This is a genomic window from Streptomyces sp. NPDC001070 (genome assembly GCF_053598835.1).
The window spans coordinates 46,904-63,844 of sequence record NZ_JBSFLB010000041.1 but is presented as its reverse complement, the minus strand read 5'-3'; the positions used below and the strand labels follow the sequence as shown (position 1 = coordinate 63,844).

Genomic DNA, 16,941 nt, shown 5'->3' with positions numbered 1-16,941 from the left:
CCACCTGGCACATCGTCCCGGCCACCGCATAAAGGAAAGGGCCGCCCGGCCTCCGGCCGGGCGGCCCCACAACAAGATTTTCAGCAGTCTTCTAGTAGTACCCCTTCGCCCCGTCGAGCAGCTCTCGCACGATGTCCGCGTGTCCGGCGTGCCGTCCGGTCTCCTCGACGAGGTGGATGAGCATCCAGCGGAGGTTGGCGTTGCCGGAGCGGTAGTCGGGGTGGCGGCCGACGTCGTCCAGGGAGGCCGTGGCCACGATCTCGTTGCTTCGGGCGCACTGGGCCTCGTACTGCGCGAGCAGCTGCGTCAGCGGGACGCCGTCGGTGCGCCAGTCGGCGTCCTCGTCCGTCTCGTCAAAGGACGGGTTCCGCGTCTTGTCGCCGCCGAGGAACAGGACCTCCAGCCAGGTGTGTTCGACCCACCGCATATGGCTGATCAGCCCGGCCATCGTCATCGCCGGCGAGGTCGGGACGACGGAGCGGTGCGCGTCCACCTCGCTCAGGCCGTCGCACTTCCGAAGCAGGATCTGCCGCTGGAGATCCAGCCAGCCGATGAGAGCGGTGCGCTCGTCGGCGTGCAAGGGAGGACGCTCAAGTGAAGGTGCCATACCTGTGAACGTTAGGGTGCCCGGCACCCGGCCGTCGTCTGGTTTTCGGCTGCGCCCGGCAACCGGCTTCCCGGCCCTGTGGTCAACGACGACCCGACCTCGAACCAGTCACATGATCCGCCGCCAGGGCCCTCCAGGGGTTGCGTTCGGGCCACGGCGGAATCGGCGGCCGTAGGCCGTCACTGCGCCCGTCCGAGCTTCGGGCCGGGCATTTCCTTGCGGCTGCGGAGGGTGCCTTGGGGCGGCCCTATGAGCCCTCCCTGCCGCCGGCCAGACGACGACGCCACCAGAGGTCCGAGCGCCACTGGCGTTGATCAGCGAAGGGATCCGGCAGAGTGGGCAACCCTGAGCATCCGAGTGCTTCGGCCCATGCGTGGGTCCCCCTCGGCGCCGGAGGCTCTGCTACGGTGACCGGCATGTTCCTCCCCCGTGCGTAGGACGTCGCGCTGACCGCGCCCCGTGGGCGCGGTCTTTCGATGTCCCCGCACGTGTTCGCAGCGTCCGCATTCGCGCTGCCTGTCCGAGGAACCCACTGTGCTCTCGTCTTCACGCATGCCGTCGTACTCCGCCGTGCTGCGGACCCCCTATGCCTTCCGGACCTTCGGCGCCGCACTGGTGGGCCGGCTCTCCTACGGGATGATCTCCCTGTCGCTGGTGCTCGCGGTCAAGGGATCCACCGGTTCGTACGGAACGGCCGGCGCCGTCATGGCCCTGTTCGGCATGACCAGCGTCCTTCTCTCGCCCGCCCGAGCCGCTCTGGTCGACCGGTACGGGCCGCGCGGGGCGCTCACCCCGATGGCCTGCGCGTACGCGCTGCTCCTGATGGCCCTGGCCGCTGCCACATGCCGCTCCGGCGCTTCCGGGGTGCTGCTGGCCCTGCTGGCCGCGACCGCCGGAAGCTGCACGCCGCCGCTCGGGCCCGTGATGCGCACCGTGTGGAGCGCGCTGCTGACCGATCGCCGACTGCGGCAACGGGCCTACAGCCTTGACGCCGTGGCGGAGGAACTGCTGTTCGTCACCGGGCCGTTGCTCGTGGGCGTGCTCGTCGGACTCGCCGTGCCCGCGGTCGGTGTGGCGGTCAGCGCGGCCCTGGTGCTCACCGGGACGCTCGCGTTCGTCTCGTCCCCCGCCGTCCACGCCGCCGGCTTCCACGCGACGCCCGTCGAACCGGCCGGGACGCCGGGTGACAGCTCCGCAACGGAGCCGGCGGGGCCTCCTTCCGGTCGGCAGCGGCGCGGGTCCGTCTCCGGGCTGCGGCAGGTGATCGCGCTCGCGGCCGGTGCCGGAGTGTGCCTCGGAGCCATGGACCTGCTCGTCGTGGCGTTCACCGAGCAGCAGCGCCGGCCCGGAGCGGTCTCCTGGCTTCTGGCCGCGCTCTCCGCGGGCAGCGCGGTCGGCGGGCTGGCGTACGGCGCGACGACCTGGCGGACCTCCGCCCGGAAGCGGCTGCCACTGCTCACTGCGGCGATGGCGCTCGCCCTCGCCGGAGCCGGGATGTCGCCCGATCTCCGGGTCTTCGCCGGCGCGGTGACACTCGCCGGACTGTTCGTGTCACCCGCGGTGAGCACCGCCTATCTGATCGCGGACGAGTCCGCCGCCGCGGGGACCCGTATCCGGGCCGGAGCCTGGGTGAACACGGCGATCAACGCCGGGTCCGCGAGCGGGACGGCCGCGGTCGGCCTCCTGATCGACAGCCTGCCGCTGGCGGCGTGCTTCGCCATCGCCGCGGCGCCCGTCCTCGCGGCCGCGGGCGCAGCGTGGGAGCGAACGCAGCGGGCAAAGGCGTCGGTGAGAGCACCCGGGACAGCCGCCGAGTGACGGGCGGCGCCGCACACGGAAGCGCCTCTCACCAGGCCGCCATGCGGAAGCACTCCGAGGCCGACCAGCAGGAGGGCCTGCTCGCCGGCACCGGCACCACCGGCACGCGCATCATCGGCCGCCCGCTGACGACGGTCGAGGAGTCCGTCAACGAACACCGCTCGCAGTTCGGACTCGACTGCGCCAAGGCCGCGTGACGAGCGTCCGCGGGTGTGCGAGGTGCGGGCCCGGACGGCGTCCTGCCCGTCCGGGTCCCGCCGCGGTCCCGACGAGTCCTTCGTCACATCCGGGCCCTGCCCGCGACCGCGCGCAACGGGGCACCGCGGCTCGGCCCGGCGACCGCGCCGGGCCGGTCACCGCGGCGCGACGCGATGGCCGCGGGCCGTCCCGTCGGCGCATCCCGCGATCCCGCGCCGCGCCCGCCCGCACGGCGGTGCCGTGACGACGCGGATGCCGTTCGCATACGCCCGACCGGCCGTCATCGACGTTTGGAGCCCGCGTACTTGGGAGTACTCCGTGCCGAGGCGCGGGTGCGTGGCCGGCCCCCGTATCGGCATCGGGCCCCGGCCGCGCGGCGTGCGGCAGGGCGCGCGGCGCCCCGTTCTCCCCGGTCCCGGTGAACCCGTATCGGCCCTCACCGGGGCCCGGTCGCACGCGCTCCGACGGGCCCGCCGGAGCCATGCCCGCCCGGGCCCGCCGTGGCTGACATCACACCCCGTCCCGTAGGGCCATCCGCCCACACTGGTCAGTCGACCCGGCCGACAAAGAGGATGGGCCCAGCCGAATGGTGCATATACGAATATCCCGCCGCGCTGTCGCCGCCGCGGTCGTGGCGGGCATGGCGGTTCCCGTGGTCGTGGGGGCCGGGGCGGCGGAAGCCGCCACGGCGGCGCCGCAGGTGACCTGCACCTCGGGGAAGGCCGGGCTGGCGGGTGAACTGCAGCGGGACATCACGACGGCGCTGAAGGGCAGGAGTGCCCTCACCGCGGTCTCCCTGCACGACCGCACCACGGACACGGTGTGCACGCTCCGCGCCGACCAGCACTTCGACTCCGCCAGCACCGTGAAGGTCACCGTCCTGGGGACGCTGCTGTGGGACGCCAAGATGCACAACCGCTACCTCACCCAGCGTGAGACCGGCCTCGCGACCGCGATGATCACGAAGTCGGACAACGACGCGACGACCGCGCTGTGGAAGCAGCTCGGTGTGACGAAGGTCAAGGGCTTCCTGTCCGCGGCCCACATGAACCGGACGGTGCCGGGCAGCAACGGCGCGTGGGGTCTGACCCAGATCACGGCCGGCGACGAGCAGAAGCTGATGGACCTCATCACGGCGAGGAACAGCGTGCTCGGCGACAGCGCGCGCGCCTACGCCCTCAAGCTGATGAACAAGGTCGTCGCCTCGCAGCGCTGGGGCACCCCGGCGGGCGCGCCGGGCTCCGCGGTGGTCCACGTCAAGAACGGCTGGCTGTCGCGTGCCACGCACGGCTGGCGGGTGCACAGCCTGGGCGCCTTCACCGGTGCCGGGCACGACTACACCATCACCGTGCTCACCCACGACGACAAGACGATGGCCGCCGGCATCGGCACCATCGAGGCGGTGGCCCGCGCGATCCACAAGGACCTCAACCCCACGGCGAGCGCCGTGCAGGCCGGTACGGGCTGACAGCCCCCTCGGACGACCGTCGACGGGTGAGGCCGCGCGGCGAAGTGGTCCGGTCTTTCACGAACGGTCCGCACGGATGGGCTGCCTCACGGATACGGTCGAGATCATGACGGCAACAGCGCGCGGCCCCGGGCTGCGCGCCGGGCTGTTCAGCATCTCGCCGGAGTCCGCCAGGTCCTGGTGGAGCGCTTCGTGTCTGCGGAACACCTCGGCGCGCTCATCGGCGGTCATCGCCGCGGTCGGCGTACATCAGCACCATGTACTTCATGTCACCACCTTGGCAGTGGCCGCCTCCCGCGGAGGGGTGATCAGGCGACTTGGCCGCGCGCCTCGTGCTTCCAGAACCCCGAGAAGGTGACCGTTCGTCACGCGAGCCGCCATCGGACCCGCGAGCCAAACGGGGCCTCGGTGCCGGCGTGCATCGCAACGCGCCCCGGCCGACTGCTGTGAGCCCGGCGTGACATTCGTCGCACGGATGGCGTTGGACAGGGGCGCCCCCATGTTGTTTATTCTTCAACCAGTGACCTCGCCGCCCGGCTCGTACGGGCTGCGGCATCCATGGGCCTCGCACCCCCCGAACCTCGGGGAAAGCCCTCTGTGAAAGGAACCACCGTGTCCGTCAAGCTCGCGATCGTCTACTACTCCTCCACCGGCACCATCACCGAGATCGCGAAGGAGATGGCCGACACCGCCGAGAAGGCCGGTGCAGAGGTGCGGCTGGTCAAGGCCGCCGAGCTCGCCCCGCAGTCGGCGATCGACTCCAACCCCGCCTGGGCCGCCAACCACACCGCCACCGCGGATGTCCCGGTGGCCACCCCCGCCGACGTCGAGTGGGCCGACGCCGTCATCTTCGGCACCCCCACCCGCTTCGGCAACATCTCCTCGCAGCTCAAGCAGTTCATCGACACCCTCGGCGGCCTGTGGGCCCAGGGCAAGCTGGCCGACAAGGTCTACAGCGCCTTCGTCTCCACCGCCACCAACCACGGCGGCCAGGAGTCCACCCTGCTCGCGCTGTACAACTCCATCCACCACTTCGGCGGCATCATCGTCACCCCGGGTTACACCGACCCCGCCAAGTTCGTCGACGGCAACCCCTACGGCACCTCCCACGTGGACGCCCAGGGTGCCAACCCCGTCAACGACACCACCCGCACCGCCGCCCGCATCCAGACCGAGCGCGTGATCAAGCTCGCCGCCGCCCTGAACACCGGCCTGGCGGGCTGATCCGGAGACGACGGCGCACCCGCTGCAACGGACAGCCCCGGGTGCGCCGTTAACCACTCGGCGGCGCCTCTTCATGTCGTGCCGGAGGCGCCGCCGACCTGTCCGCCCCGGGGCGAGCCTCCACCTCGGCGTCGTCGCCGGGTCCAGGGCCCCGGACCGGAAGCGAGGCATACGGGAAGCTCCTCGTCTTCCTCCACGCCACGTCGGACGCCGTGGCCCCCCGCCCGGGCCGCCTGACCGTGGGCAGGCTCGCCCGTTCGGAGGGAGGGGAAGTGGCCGCACAGGGGTGCTGCCGCGACCATGGACAAGGGTGCGCCGTTGCGAGGAGGAGCCATGACGATCGCGGTGCTGGGTGCGACGGGCGGGCAGGGCGGTGCCGTGGTCGCAGCGCTTCTGGAGGCCGGTCGTAGTGTGCGCGCGGTGGTGCGCGATCCCGGGGCGGCCAGGGTCCGCCCGCTGGTCGCGGCGGGCGTCGAGGTGGTGCGGGGCGAGCTGACCGACGCAGCCTCACTCGCCGAGGCGTTCCGCGGGGCAGCCGCGGCGTACGCGGTCACCACCCCCTTCCAGGACGGGCTGGCGGCCGAGGTGGCCCAGGGCATGGCGATCATCGAGGCGGCCGGTCGGGCCTCGTTGCCGCATCTCGTCATGGCGTCCGTCGCGAGCGCCGACCGGGACACGGGCATTCCGCACTTCGAGACGAAGGCACGCGTCGAGCGGGCCCTCGCCGAGGCCGGCCTGCCCGCCACGGTCGTCGCGCCGACGTATTTCTACGACAACGCCCTCGGCGCGCTCCAGGAGGTCGCCGCGGGCGAGATCACCATGGCGCTCCCGGCCGACACGCCGCTTCAGCAGGTCGCCAGGGGCGACCTCGGCCGTGTCGTGGCGGCGATCGTCGCCGACCCGGGCCGGTGGATCGGCCGGCGCGTCGAGATCGCGGGGGACGACCCCACCCCCGCGCAGATGGCCCGTGCCGTGTCGGACGCGGCGGGCGGCCCGGTGACCTTCCGCAGCATTCCCCTGGAGTCGTTGCGGCAGGCCAATCCCGACATGGCCGCGATGTTCACCTACCTGACGGAGAGCGGTTACCACGTCGACCTCGCAGCCCTGCGCGCAGACTTCCCCGGTGTCTCCTGGCTGTCCTTCGCGGACTGGGCCGCCCGGCAGACCTGGCCGGTGCCCCGCGGCTGACGCCCGGGCAGCCGACGCGAGCGACCTCGCGGGCATCTCAGCCGCTCCGGCCACGAGACGGCGGGCGAGTACGGCCTCAACCGCGGGCCCCGTGGGAGCCTCCTGCACAGCTGTGCGCCGGAAGGACTGAGCCCTGTCCGGCCAGGCGGTGGCCAGGCGGTGGCCAGGCGGTGGCCAGGCGGTGAGGGCGGCGAGTCGGCGGCCGGCCGCCCCGGGCCGCTCCGACACCGCCCGGTGCGGTATGCCGGACCATCTGCCGTAGCGGTCCCGCCAGATGATCACTCGTCAGGCACGGCGGACGGCGGCTCGCGCACCATGAACACGTCCACCGGGTCCTCGGTCTCGACCGCGAATCCGTGCCGCTCGTAGAGCCGCCGGGCCGGACTGCCCTGCAGCACGTTCAGCCGGACCGGGGTGCCATCGCGGTCGCACCGCTGCAGCAACCCGCGCAGCACGGCCGAACCGATGCCGCGGCCCTGCAGTTGCGGGGCGAGGTAGAAGTGCTCCAGCCAGTGGGAGTCCTCTTCCGGCCGCAGCGACACGCAGCCGACGAATGCGCCGCCCACCTCGATCACATGGGTGTGCGCCGGTGCGAACCCGTCCCGCAGCCGTTGCCGCACGCGTTGCTCGTCGTACCGTGCGAGCCGCTCCAGATCCGCCCGCAGCACCACGGCGCGCAACTCGGCCACCGCTTCGACGTCCGCCACCGAGGCCGGCCGTAGCTCCCAGTCCGTCATGATCGCCAGGCTACAGCGCGCAGTTCCTCCCGCTCTCGTTGCTTCCCCGGCACCGCGAACCGGAAGGACAGCCCTTTGACGGAGCGCCGGCAGCGCGTGCTGACCGGGATGCCCGGCTGACCCGCCGTGGGTCTCTCCGAGACCCTGGCCGCCGGCCGACCGCTCACCTGACTCGGACGTGGTTCAGGCGGGGCGGCGCCAGGCGCGCAGCGCACGGTCCACCCGGTCGAGTCCGTCGTGCCAGGGCCACGCGGGCACCACTGGCATGCCGACAGCTTGGGCGCGCCTCGTGAGTTGCGCGTCGATGAGGGTGCTGACCCTCGCGCGGTGCCGCTGATCGCCCCCGTCGGGCTCCCGCGCCCGGAAATTCGCGGTGACCCGCTCATCGTCGGGTTCGCCGAGGACGACTGCGCGGGCCGCGCCACCGAACCCCGCCGCGAGCTCCGGAACCAGGTGGTCGCCTTCGAACACGACCGGGGCGCCGTACTCGATGTGGTCGGCGATCACCGCCTCGACTCCGGGACGCAGCGCGTCGGCCACCGCGAAATGCAGTTCGGCGATCCTCTCCGGAGCCCAGGACCGTGCCTCGGGGTGGGTGTCCCAGTAATGCAGGACGGGTGACTGCTGCGGGGTGGTCAGCGCTCGAAGCGCCGTGACGATGTCGTCCGCCTCGGCCAGCGGAGCTCCGTAACGCGCGGCCAGCGGAATCGCGATGCTCGACTTGCCGACTCCCGATGCGCCGCACACGAGGGTCACCGTCCAGGACCGCCGATCCGGCTGCGCCTGTTCTGCCATGACCGGTCATTCTCGCCGACCGGCCGTCCCACCCGCCACCGTCGTTCGCGGGGTGAGCGCTCCCTGAGGGATTCCTGATCGACTTCTGGGCGGGATCCTGACTGCCCCGGTGTTCTCCGGCTGCCTGTGTCGCGTACCGGCGCCGCCCCGGTCGACGTCACCGACGGAGGTGCGGCGTGCCGTGCGGCTCGGGCGGACGCGGCGCCCCGCGGGCCGGGTGCGTCAGGCTCGCGCGCATCCGCCGCGGGCCCCGCCCTTCGGGCGGCCGGCGCTGCTCTCGGAACCCGCCTTCGTGCCCGGCGACGGCGGCACGCGGGCGACATCGTCTGCAACGGCGTCCACCCCTACGTCGCCGGCGGTGAGAAGGCCCGGCCGTTCGCCGAACGGCGCCGCGACCGGATGCCCGGCCCGGGCAGCGCTGTCCGGCCCTCTCGACGTGCTCTACCCGGGCCTTCCGGTTCAGCGCTGACCAAGGTGACGGCACCCCGCCGAGCCGGGCCGAGGCCACGCCGACGCGACCGACCCGCACATGCGCGCGGGCGCGCCGGACAGGTCCGGCGCGCCCGAGAGCCGACTGCGGGGATCTACTTGGTGAGCGGCGACAGCTTGGGGTCGTTGGCGTATGCCTCGGCCGCGTTCTCCTTGGTCACGATGACCGGCGGGAGGAGGTACGACGGGACGATCTTGGTGCCGTTGTTGTACGACTTGGTGTCGTTGATCTGCGGCTTGTCGCCCTTCTGCAGGGACTGGACCATCTTGATGGTCTCGGCGACGAGCTTGCGGGTGTCCTTGTTGATGGTCGAGTACTGCACACCGGCCATGATGGACTTGACCGACTCGACCTCGGAGTCCTGACCCGTGACGACCGGGACCGGCTTTCCGGAGCCCTTCACCGAGGTGATGATCGCTCGGGCAAGGGTGTCGTTCGGGGACAGGACACCGTCGAGCTTCTTGCTGCCGTTGTACGTCGAGGTCAGCAGGGAGTCCATCCGCTGCTGGGCGTTCTCCGCCTTCCACCCCTGGGTCGCGGTCTGCTTGATGTCCGTCTGACCCGAGCCGACAACGATGTCGCCCTTGTCGATGAGGGGCTTCAGCACCTCCATCGCGCCGTCGAAGAAGACCTTGGAGTTGTTGTCGTCCGGCGAGCCGGAGAACAGCTCGATCGTCCAGGGGCCCTTCGGCTTCTTGGCCTTCATGCCGTCGATGAGGGCCTGGCCCTGCAGCTGACCGACCTTGAAGTTGTCGAACGCGATGTAGTAGTCGACGTCCTTCGTGTTGGTGATGAGCCGGTCGTAGGCGATGACGGTGGCGCCGGCCTGCTTTGCCTGCGCGACCTGGGTGGAGAGCTGCGCGGCGTCGGTCGCGCCGATGACGATCACCTTCGCGCCCTTGGTGACCATGGAGGAGATCTGCGCCTGCTGGTCCGCGACGGTGGTCGAGGCGCCCGCGTACTGCACGTCGGCCTTGAAGCCGGCGTCCTTCAGGCCGTTGGTGAACAGGTCACCGGCGAGCACCCAGTTCTCCGAGGTCTTCGCGGGGAGCGCGACACCGATCAGGGAGTCCTGAGCGAAGCCCTTGGCGTTGCTGCTGCCCTTCCCGTCGGTGGAGCCCTCGCGTTCGTTGGAGCACGCCGTGCCCAGAGCGAGCAGTGCGACGGCGCCGATCGCGGCGATGCCTCTGGTGATGGTTCTGCGCATGATGGGGATGAGCCCTTCCTCGTGATGCGGGGACAGTCGAGAGCCGCGCGGAGGCGGCACCGTGGGTTACGGCCGGCCGGTCAGCCTGCGACCGGAGCCTTGTCGGGGTCGGAAGCCGGTTTCTGCGGATCGGCCGGTGTGGTCGTCTCGTGCCGGCCGAACGGGCGCATCAGCGATCCGATGATGGAGAAACGCCCCTGGCTCTTGCTGTAGACGTCGAACGCGACGGCGAGGAGGAGGACCAGGCCCTTGATGATCTGGACCATGTCGGAGCCGACACCCTCGAGTTGCAGACCGTTGTTGAGCAGCGCCATGACGAGGCCGCCGACGATGGAGCCGCTGATGGTTCCGAGGCCGCCGGAGACCGCCGCGCCACCGATGAACACGGCCGCGATGGCGTCGAGTTCCCAGCTCAGACCGTCCTGCGGGCCGGATGCCGCGGACCGTGCCACGAAGATCATGCCGGCCAGCGCGGCCAGTACGGACATGTTCATCATGACGAGGAAGTTCACCCGCCTCAGCTTCACGCCGGACAGCTCGGCCGCGCGCGAGTTGCCGCCGACGGCGTAGATGTGCCGGCCGCCGATGGTGTTGCGGGTGTAGTAGGAGTACGCGAGCACCAGGACGATCAGGATGATGCCGGAGATGGGCAGGCTGGTGCCGATGCGACCACCGGCGAAGCGGAGCGTGGCGAAGACGATGACGGCGACCATGACGACCAGCCGTATCGCCGTCACCCACAGCGGCGCGGCGTCGGCCTTCATCTCGCGCCGGACCCGCCGTGCCCTCAACTCCCGCCACACCACGCCGAGGCAGGCCGCCAGGCCCAGCACCAGTGTCAGGTTGTTGTAGCCGGTGTCCGGCCCCACCTCCGGCAGGAAGCCCGCGCCGATGTCACGGAAGCCGGTGGGGACCGGCACGGTGTCGGCGTTGCCGATGTACTGGTTGCCGCCGCGGAACAGCAGCATTCCGGCCAGCGTGACGATGAACGCCGGCACCCCTACGTAGGCGACCCAGAAACCCTGCCAGGCACCGATCGCCGCGCCGACGAGCAGCCCGAGCACGATGCCCAGGGGCCACGGCAGGGAGTGCTCCTGCATCGTCTTGGCGACCACGATCCCGGTGAACGCCGCCACCGAGCCGACCGAGAGGTCGATGTGCCCGGCGACGATCACCATCAGCATGCCGATGGCCAGGATCAGGATGTAGGAGTACTGGCTGACCACGGCGATGAGGTTGCCGGAGGTCAGCGTCAGCCCTCCCGTCCAGATCTGGAAGAGCAGCACGATCGCGACGAGCGTGGCGATCATGCCGAACTGGCGGGCGTTGGAGGTCGTGCCTCCGAACAGGTTCTTCTGCAGCTCTGTGATACGGCTCATGGGCTCGGTGTCTTCTTCATAGAGGTCATCTGTTTCATGAGGAGTTCCGGGTTCGCGTCGCGGCGGGTCACCTCACCGGTGATGGCGCCTTCGAACACCGTGTAGATGCGGTCGCACAGTCCGATGAGCTCGGGCAGTTCCGAGGAGATGACGACGACGCCCTTGCCCTGGCCGACCAGCCGCTGGATGATCCCGTAGATCTCGTACTTGGCACCCACGTCGATGCCTCGCGTCGGCTCGTCGAGGATCAGCAGGTCCGGGTCGGTGAACATCCACTTCGCCAGGACGACCTTCTGCTGGTTGCCTCCGGAGAGCTTCACGACCCCTTCGTCGACGCTCGGGGTCTTGATCCGCAGAGTCTGCCGGTACTCCTCGGCGACCTGGTGCTCGCGGACCGGGTCGATGACCTTGTGCCGGGCGATCTTCGACAGTTTGGCCGCCACCATCGAGGACTTGATGTCGTCCAGCAGGTTGAGGCCGATGGACTTGCGGTCCTCGCTGACGTAGGCGAGGCCCTGCCGGATGGCGTCCGCCACCGACTTCAGCTGGATCTCCTTGCCGTCCTTGAAGACCCGGCCGGACAGGTAGGTGCCGTAGGAGCGGCCGAACAGGCTCATCGCGAGCTCGGTACGGCCGGCGCCCATGAGACCGGCGAAACCGACGATCTCGCCGCGCCGGACCGTGAAGCTGGAGCCCTTGCACACCAGCCGTTCGTCCGAGGCCGGGTGCCGCACGGTCCAGTCCCGGACCTCGAAGAAGACCTCGCCGATGTCGGGCGTGTGGTCGGGGAACCGGCTGTCGAGCTCGCGGCCGACCATGCCGCGCACGATGCGGTCCTCGTTGACCCCGTCGGCCCTGACGTCCAGGCTCTCGATCGTCCGGCCGTCGCGCAGGATCGTGATGGTGTCGGCGATCGCCTCGATCTCGTTCAGCTTGTGGGAGATGATGATCGAGGTGATGCCCTGCTCCCGGAAGCCCCGCAGCAGGTCGAGCAGGTGCTGGGAGTCGGTCTCGTTCAGGGCCGCGGTCGGCTCGTCGAGGATGAGCAGCTTCACGTCCTTGGCGAAGGCCTTGGCTATCTCGACGAGTTGCTGCTTGCCGACACCGATGTCCTTGACCAGCGTGTCCGGGTCCTCGCGGAGCCCGACCTGCTCCATCAGCTCGAGCGCCCGGCGCTGTGCGGCCTTCCAGTCGATCCCGCCGCGCCTGCGCGGCTCGTTGCCGAGGAAGATGTTCTCGGTGATAGACATCTCGGGGACCAGCGCCAGCTCCTGGTGGATGATGACGATGCCGGCCCGCTCGCTGGCGCGGATGTCGTGGAACCGGACCGCGTCGCCCCGGTAGACGATGTCGCCCGTGTAACTGCCGTGCGGGTGCACCCCGCTCAGCACCTTCATGAGGGTGGACTTGCCTGCGCCGTTCTCGCCGCAGATCGCGTGGATCTCACCCTCCTTCACCAGCAGGTTGACGTCGGCGAGCGCCGTCACGCCCGGGAACGTCTTGGTGATGGACCGCATCTCCAGCAGGACCGGATCATGGCTCATGCGCGGAGCTCCACGTGGCGGTCGCCGCGACGGCGGCGCGGATCCGCTTCTCCTGGGATGCAATCTTGCGTGGGCATCAACTTGCCTCCGATGACACTGCGCCGCGCCTCCATGTCGGGCGTGTTACCTCTGCGGCACCGGACTTTAAATCCATTTGTTTTACTAAGTCAACGCCTCGTAGCAGTATGTTCGTTGAGCCGAGCAGAGAGAGGAGCTCGTGTGCGGCAGGCAGGGACAAATCTTCCCAAGGTCGGGCGGTACAACAGGGCGGTGGTCCTGGACCAGATCCAACTCGTCGACGGAATCAGCCGGGTTGAGATCGCCCAGCGGACCGGTCTCACTCCGCAGACCGTCTCCGGCATCGTCCGCCGGCTGCTGGACGAGGGGATCGTGCGGGAGGACGGTGCCAGCCGCGGCGCCGGCGGCGGCAAACCCCGCACCACCCTGCGGGTCAACGCGGACGCGGGCAGTGCGGTCGGGCTCGTCTTCGACCCGGTCGAACTCACCTGCTCCGTGGTCGACCTGCTCGGGCGTCCGCTGGTCGTCAAGCGGCGCCCCACTCCTCCCGGCACCGATCCGTCGCACGTGGTGGCGGCCATGGCCGAACTGGTCGCCGATGTGCTCGCCGAAGCACGGATACCGCGCAGCAAGGTCCTGGGGCTGGGGCTCGCCACTCCGGGGCCGATCGACCAGCAACTCGGCGTGGTCGTCGCCCCGCCTCAGCTCGCGCACTGGACGCGGGTGCCCCTGCAGGAGATGCTGAGCGAGGTCACCGGCCTGCCGGTGACGCTCGACAACGACGCCACCGCCGCCGCGATCGGCGAGCGCTGGTCCGGCGCGGGTAAGGGCGTCGCGAACTTCGCCTACCTCTTCTTCGGCACCGGCATCGGCGGTGGCCTGGTCCTCAACCACCAGGTCTACAGGGGCGGTTCCCTCAACGCGGGCGAGTTCGGCCACTCCACCGTGCTGTCCGACGGGCCGGAGTGCTACTGCGGCAACCGGGGCTGCCTGGAGACACTGGTCAACCCGTCCGCGATCGTCGCCGAGGTGCACCGCCGGCTCAAGGACCGGTCCGACGGCGTCAGTGCGCTCTCGCAGTCGTTCCGCCGCGATCCGGCCTCCGTCGACCACGCGGCGATCCAGCTCGCGGCGGGAGCCGGCGACCCCGTCGCCGGTGCCGTCATCGACGAGGCCGCGCAACACGTCGCCTCCGTCGCGGTGAGCATCGCCAACTTCATCGACGTCGACCTCATCATCCTCGGCGGTCACGGCATCCAGCACGTGGAGTCCAGATACGTCGACGCCGTCGCCTCCGCGCTCGCCCGAAGACCGCTGGCCCGGCACATCCGGGTCGTCGATGCCGCGGCCTCCCCGCTCGGCACGGACGCGGCCGTCGTGGGCAGCGCCGCGCTGGTCCTGCACGCGACGTACTCGCCGCAACTGTCGGCGCTCGTCCTGGACTGAGGGGAGCGGGCGAGCAGAGCCCGGGACGGTCTCCGGCCGCCTCGGGCGCGTTCTGCCGGAGGTCCCGGCTCCGTCCCCTCCCGGCCGGCAACGCCCCGAACGGCACCACTGCGGCGGTGACCGGCACACCTTCGGCCACCTGCGGCACGACCGGGGCGGCGCAGTCCGGGCCGCTCCCGGCGCGGGCCGGGGTACGCAGTCCGGTGGGTCAGGCTCGCCAGATGTTGTCGAAGGCCGCCTTCTCGACCGCCCGCCGCTGCCGCACCGCCTGCAGCTCCTCCACCGCGTCGTTGACCGCGGCCAGCACGGTCGCCGCAGCGTCGTCGGTCACGTCCGGGACCTCGGCGGCCGGGCCTGAGCGAACCCCGGCGGCGGAGGCGAGGGCGACCAGAACGGGCTCCATGGACGTCCAGCGGGTGACCGCATCCTGGCGGGCGGGGGAGTCGACCAGCACCTGCTCTCCGGTCGCCCAGGGCCTCCAGCGGGGACGGTGCACGGTGGCCTGTCCTGCCGCCCGCAGGGCGGCGCGGTAGACCGTGGACAGATCACGGCCCCTGCGCCACAGCCAGTCCTCCACCGATTCGTACGGCGGCTGGTCGACGAGCACCGACGCGGCCTGGTCCAGCAGGGCGTCACCGGTGGCCGGCCGTAGGCCCGGCACCAGGTGGTCACCGTCCAGGGTGACGGCCTCCGCGCCGAGCAGATCGATCACCTCGGCTCCCGCGAGCGCGAGCGACAGGTCGCCCGACTCCACGGGAGGGCTGGGCGCCACCTCCATGGTGACGATCAGCAGATCCCGCGGTGTGGTCATTCCGGCTCCCCGTCGAAGAGATCAGCAAGGATACGTCGTCGGACAGCCGCGGCGCGTCTGGGACCTTCCAGCGTATGCCGGTACTCGATCGGACGCACACGGTCGTGGCTCGCAGCGCCCGCCGGGGAAGATGCCTCCGTTGGGCCACGTCATCGACGTGACCCTGCGCGGGTCGCGGGCCAGCGGTTCCGAGGCCGGCCTGTTCGAGTAACGGGTGGTCGTGCGGGCAGGGCTTGTCGCTCTCGCCGAGTCCGAGGAAGTCCGCCGTGGTCACGCGCAGGCCCGCGGCCACGAGCTGCGGCACGACGGCCGCCCAGTCGTGCGACGGGGAGGGGAACCCGTGGAGCACGGTGACGGGAGCGCCCTGCGGTGGCCCGTCCTGCCGTACGAAGACGGTGTGCCCGAATCCCGGGAGGGACGGGCGTGGGCCGCCGGCGATCCACTCCTGGCGGGACTGCGCGGTGTCGGCCATCATCGCTCCGATCGTGGGCGCGCGGCAGGCGGGAACGACTGGGCGGCGGGAGGCGCGCGGCAGGCCCCGCCTCTCGCACGGCAGGGCCTGACACGCCAACGAGGGCTCCGCTGGGGGAAGCGGGCCCTGTTGCTCCACCGTCCACCCTGGCCGTGGCGCGGCCGGCGCGCATCCCGGGACGCTCCGCCGGGTGACGGCGGGCGCACCGCGCGCCGGCGGTGCGCGCACCGCCGTCGGCGTTGACCAGGCCGACGGGCAGCTTGTGCAGGTGCCCGACCGGGTCGATGTCGGCGCCGACGTAGAGCACGGCGAAGAGCGTCGCCAGGACGCCCACGATGACGCCGTTGGAGAGCCACAGGGGTTTGCGGCGCAGTATTCGGAAGGGGTGGATGTTCAATGCTCATTCCGTTCTGGACAAACGCCACCCCCGCGTTCTGCGATGTGTGGCGTTCCGGGCCCTGGACGAAGCCGCCGTTCCCGCCGTCGCCGTTCCGCCAGGTCGCCTACGCCGCGGCCGGCCCGTAGGTGTGGAAGCCCTCGCCGGATTCCAGCCCGAGCTTTCCCTGGTCCAGGTAGGCGGTCTTCAGGTGATCGGCGAAGGCCAGCCCCTCGGCGTCGGGGAAGGCGGAGGCGACGGCGTACGCGGTACGCAGACCGATCTTGTCGAATACCTCGAAGGGGCCGGAGGGCGCGCTGGTGGCGATCTTCCAGGTGGTGTCGATGGTCGCGACATCCGCCACACCGTTGATCAGCAGCTTGGCGGCGGCGTGGAGCATCGGGATGAGCAGTGAGTTCAGGACGTGGCCGGGCTGCTCCTTGTGCAGTTCGATGGGCACCGTCCCGATCTCGCGGGCGAACTCGACGACCGCGCGGTACACGGCGGGATCGGTGTGCGAGGTGCCCATGACCTCGGCGATGTTGTGCCGCCAGATGTGCGTGGCGAAGTGCAGTGCGAGAAAGCGGTCCGGCCGGCCGGTGGCCTCGGCGAACCGGCTCGGCAGCAACGTCGAGGCGTTCGTAGCGAACACGGTGCGCTCGGGCGCCAGTTGGGCAAGCCGTCCGTAGACCTGTCGCTTGAGCTCGATGTTCTCCGGGACGGCCTCGATGACCAGGTCCGCGTCGGCCACCGCCTGACCCAGGTCGGTGGTGAGGTGGATGCGTGCGACCGCGTCCCGGGCGGGGGTCAGCTTGTCGGCGCCCAGCTCGGTGACGTACTGCTCGACGAGGGCGCCGAGCCGGCGTGAGCCCTGGTCGAGGGCGTCCTGGCTGATGTCGTAGGACTGTACGGGAATGCCGTGACGGGCGACCTGGAACGCGATCTGCGATCCGAGCACACCGGTGCCGAGAACGGTGACCGTCTTGAAGACCGCCATCGGATTTCCTTTCCGTGTTCGCCCGGGTGTTGATTCGCCCGGGCGCTGTGGCGTCAGCGGCGGCCTGCCGCCGAAGCGGCTGCTGCAGGACGTGGATGAGGGTGCGGGTGACTGCCGAGGTCCGGTGGGACGACTCTCAGGGAGAAGCGGTCACGTCCCCGAATCT

The 16,941-nt window shown here is 70.7% G+C and carries 15 protein-coding genes; 6 read left to right on the top strand and 9 right to left on the bottom strand.

The annotated features are described in order from the left end of the window. Positions 1-91: 91 nt before the first annotated feature. Positions 92-607, bottom strand: coding sequence for a DinB family protein (locus ACWDAS_RS35930; RefSeq protein ID WP_450399260.1), 516 nt, complete (start codon positions 605-607; stop codon positions 92-94). A 534-nt stretch (positions 608-1,141) separates the two neighbouring features. Between ACWDAS_RS35930 and ACWDAS_RS35925 the strand changes: the two genes are divergently transcribed. The 3 genes from ACWDAS_RS35925 (at position 1,142) to ACWDAS_RS35915 (ending at position 4,091) form a co-directional block, all read left to right on the top strand. Beyond that, a complete protein-coding gene (locus tag ACWDAS_RS35925; protein ID WP_450399258.1) occupies positions 1,142-2,425 on the top strand; it encodes an MFS transporter in 1,284 nt (427 codons plus the stop codon). Between the two features lie 41 nt (positions 2,426-2,466). Further along, positions 2,467-2,622, top strand: a complete 156-nt coding sequence (locus ACWDAS_RS35920) for a hypothetical protein (RefSeq protein ID WP_450399255.1) — start codon at positions 2,467-2,469, stop codon at positions 2,620-2,622. A gap of 587 nt (positions 2,623-3,209) precedes the next feature. Next, positions 3,210-4,091 carry a serine hydrolase gene (locus ACWDAS_RS35915; protein ID WP_450399253.1) on the top strand — a complete coding sequence of 294 codons (882 nt, stop codon included), beginning with the start codon at positions 3,210-3,212 and terminating at the stop codon, positions 4,089-4,091. Between the two features lie 57 nt (positions 4,092-4,148). Here ACWDAS_RS35915 and ACWDAS_RS35910 read toward each other — a convergent pair whose 3' ends face one another. Next, positions 4,149-4,322 (bottom strand): hypothetical protein, encoded by a 174-nt coding sequence (locus ACWDAS_RS35910; protein ID WP_450399250.1) that lies wholly within the window; start codon positions 4,320-4,322, stop codon positions 4,149-4,151. A 327-nt stretch (positions 4,323-4,649) separates the two neighbouring features. Here ACWDAS_RS35910 and wrbA point away from each other — a divergent pair, with 327 nt between their 5' ends. Together wrbA and ACWDAS_RS35900 are read left to right on the top strand one after the other, a co-directional pair. Next, positions 4,650-5,315, top strand: coding sequence for an NAD(P)H:quinone oxidoreductase (gene wrbA / locus ACWDAS_RS35905; protein ID WP_450399247.1), 666 nt, complete (start codon positions 4,650-4,652; stop codon positions 5,313-5,315). A 333-nt stretch (positions 5,316-5,648) separates the two neighbouring features. Then, positions 5,649-6,503, top strand: a complete 855-nt coding sequence (locus ACWDAS_RS35900) for an NmrA/HSCARG family protein (RefSeq protein WP_450399245.1) — start codon at positions 5,649-5,651, stop codon at positions 6,501-6,503. A 278-nt stretch (positions 6,504-6,781) separates the two neighbouring features. Here ACWDAS_RS35900 and ACWDAS_RS35895 read toward each other — a convergent pair whose 3' ends face one another. From ACWDAS_RS35895 to mmsA, 5 genes are all read right to left on the bottom strand, one after another. Beyond that, positions 6,782-7,240 (bottom strand): N-acetyltransferase family protein, encoded by a 459-nt coding sequence (locus ACWDAS_RS35895; protein WP_450399242.1) that lies wholly within the window; start codon positions 7,238-7,240, stop codon positions 6,782-6,784. A gap of 183 nt (positions 7,241-7,423) precedes the next feature. Next, positions 7,424-8,035, bottom strand: a complete 612-nt coding sequence (locus ACWDAS_RS35890) for an AAA family ATPase (RefSeq protein ID WP_450399239.1) — start codon at positions 8,033-8,035, stop codon at positions 7,424-7,426. 584 nt (positions 8,036-8,619) lie between these two features. Further along, complete coding sequence (locus ACWDAS_RS35885; RefSeq protein WP_450399238.1) at positions 8,620-9,732, bottom strand: substrate-binding domain-containing protein; 1,113 nt, start codon at positions 9,730-9,732, stop codon at positions 8,620-8,622. Between the two features lie 80 nt (positions 9,733-9,812). Further along, the gene (mmsB, locus tag ACWDAS_RS35880) at positions 9,813-11,111 is read right to left on the bottom strand and encodes a multiple monosaccharide ABC transporter permease (RefSeq protein WP_450399236.1); all 1,299 of its coding nucleotides are present in this window, start codon (positions 11,109-11,111) and stop codon (positions 9,813-9,815) included. Then, entirely contained in the window at positions 11,108-12,655 is a 1,548-nt protein-coding gene (gene mmsA, locus ACWDAS_RS35875; RefSeq protein ID WP_450399234.1) for a multiple monosaccharide ABC transporter ATP-binding protein, read from the bottom strand. The genes mmsB and mmsA overlap by 4 nt, the downstream gene beginning before the upstream one ends. 270 nt (positions 12,656-12,925) lie before the next feature. Between mmsA and ACWDAS_RS35870 the strand changes: the two genes are divergently transcribed. After that, entirely contained in the window at positions 12,926-14,119 is a 1,194-nt protein-coding gene (locus ACWDAS_RS35870; protein ID WP_450399231.1) for an ROK family transcriptional regulator, read from the top strand. 208 nt (positions 14,120-14,327) lie between these two features. Here the strand turns inward: ACWDAS_RS35870 and ACWDAS_RS35865 are convergent, their stop codons facing one another. Both ACWDAS_RS35865 and ACWDAS_RS35860 read right to left on the bottom strand, forming a co-directional pair. Next, on the bottom strand, positions 14,328-14,930 hold the full coding sequence (locus ACWDAS_RS35865; protein WP_450399230.1) for a GOLPH3/VPS74 family protein: 603 nt from the start codon (positions 14,928-14,930) through the stop codon (positions 14,328-14,330). A 975-nt stretch (positions 14,931-15,905) separates the two neighbouring features. Beyond that, positions 15,906-16,775: a 3-hydroxyacyl-CoA dehydrogenase gene (locus ACWDAS_RS35860; protein WP_450399228.1), complete on the bottom strand. Its 870-nt coding sequence runs from the start codon at positions 16,773-16,775 to the stop codon at positions 15,906-15,908. Positions 16,776-16,941: the final 166 nt, after the last annotated feature.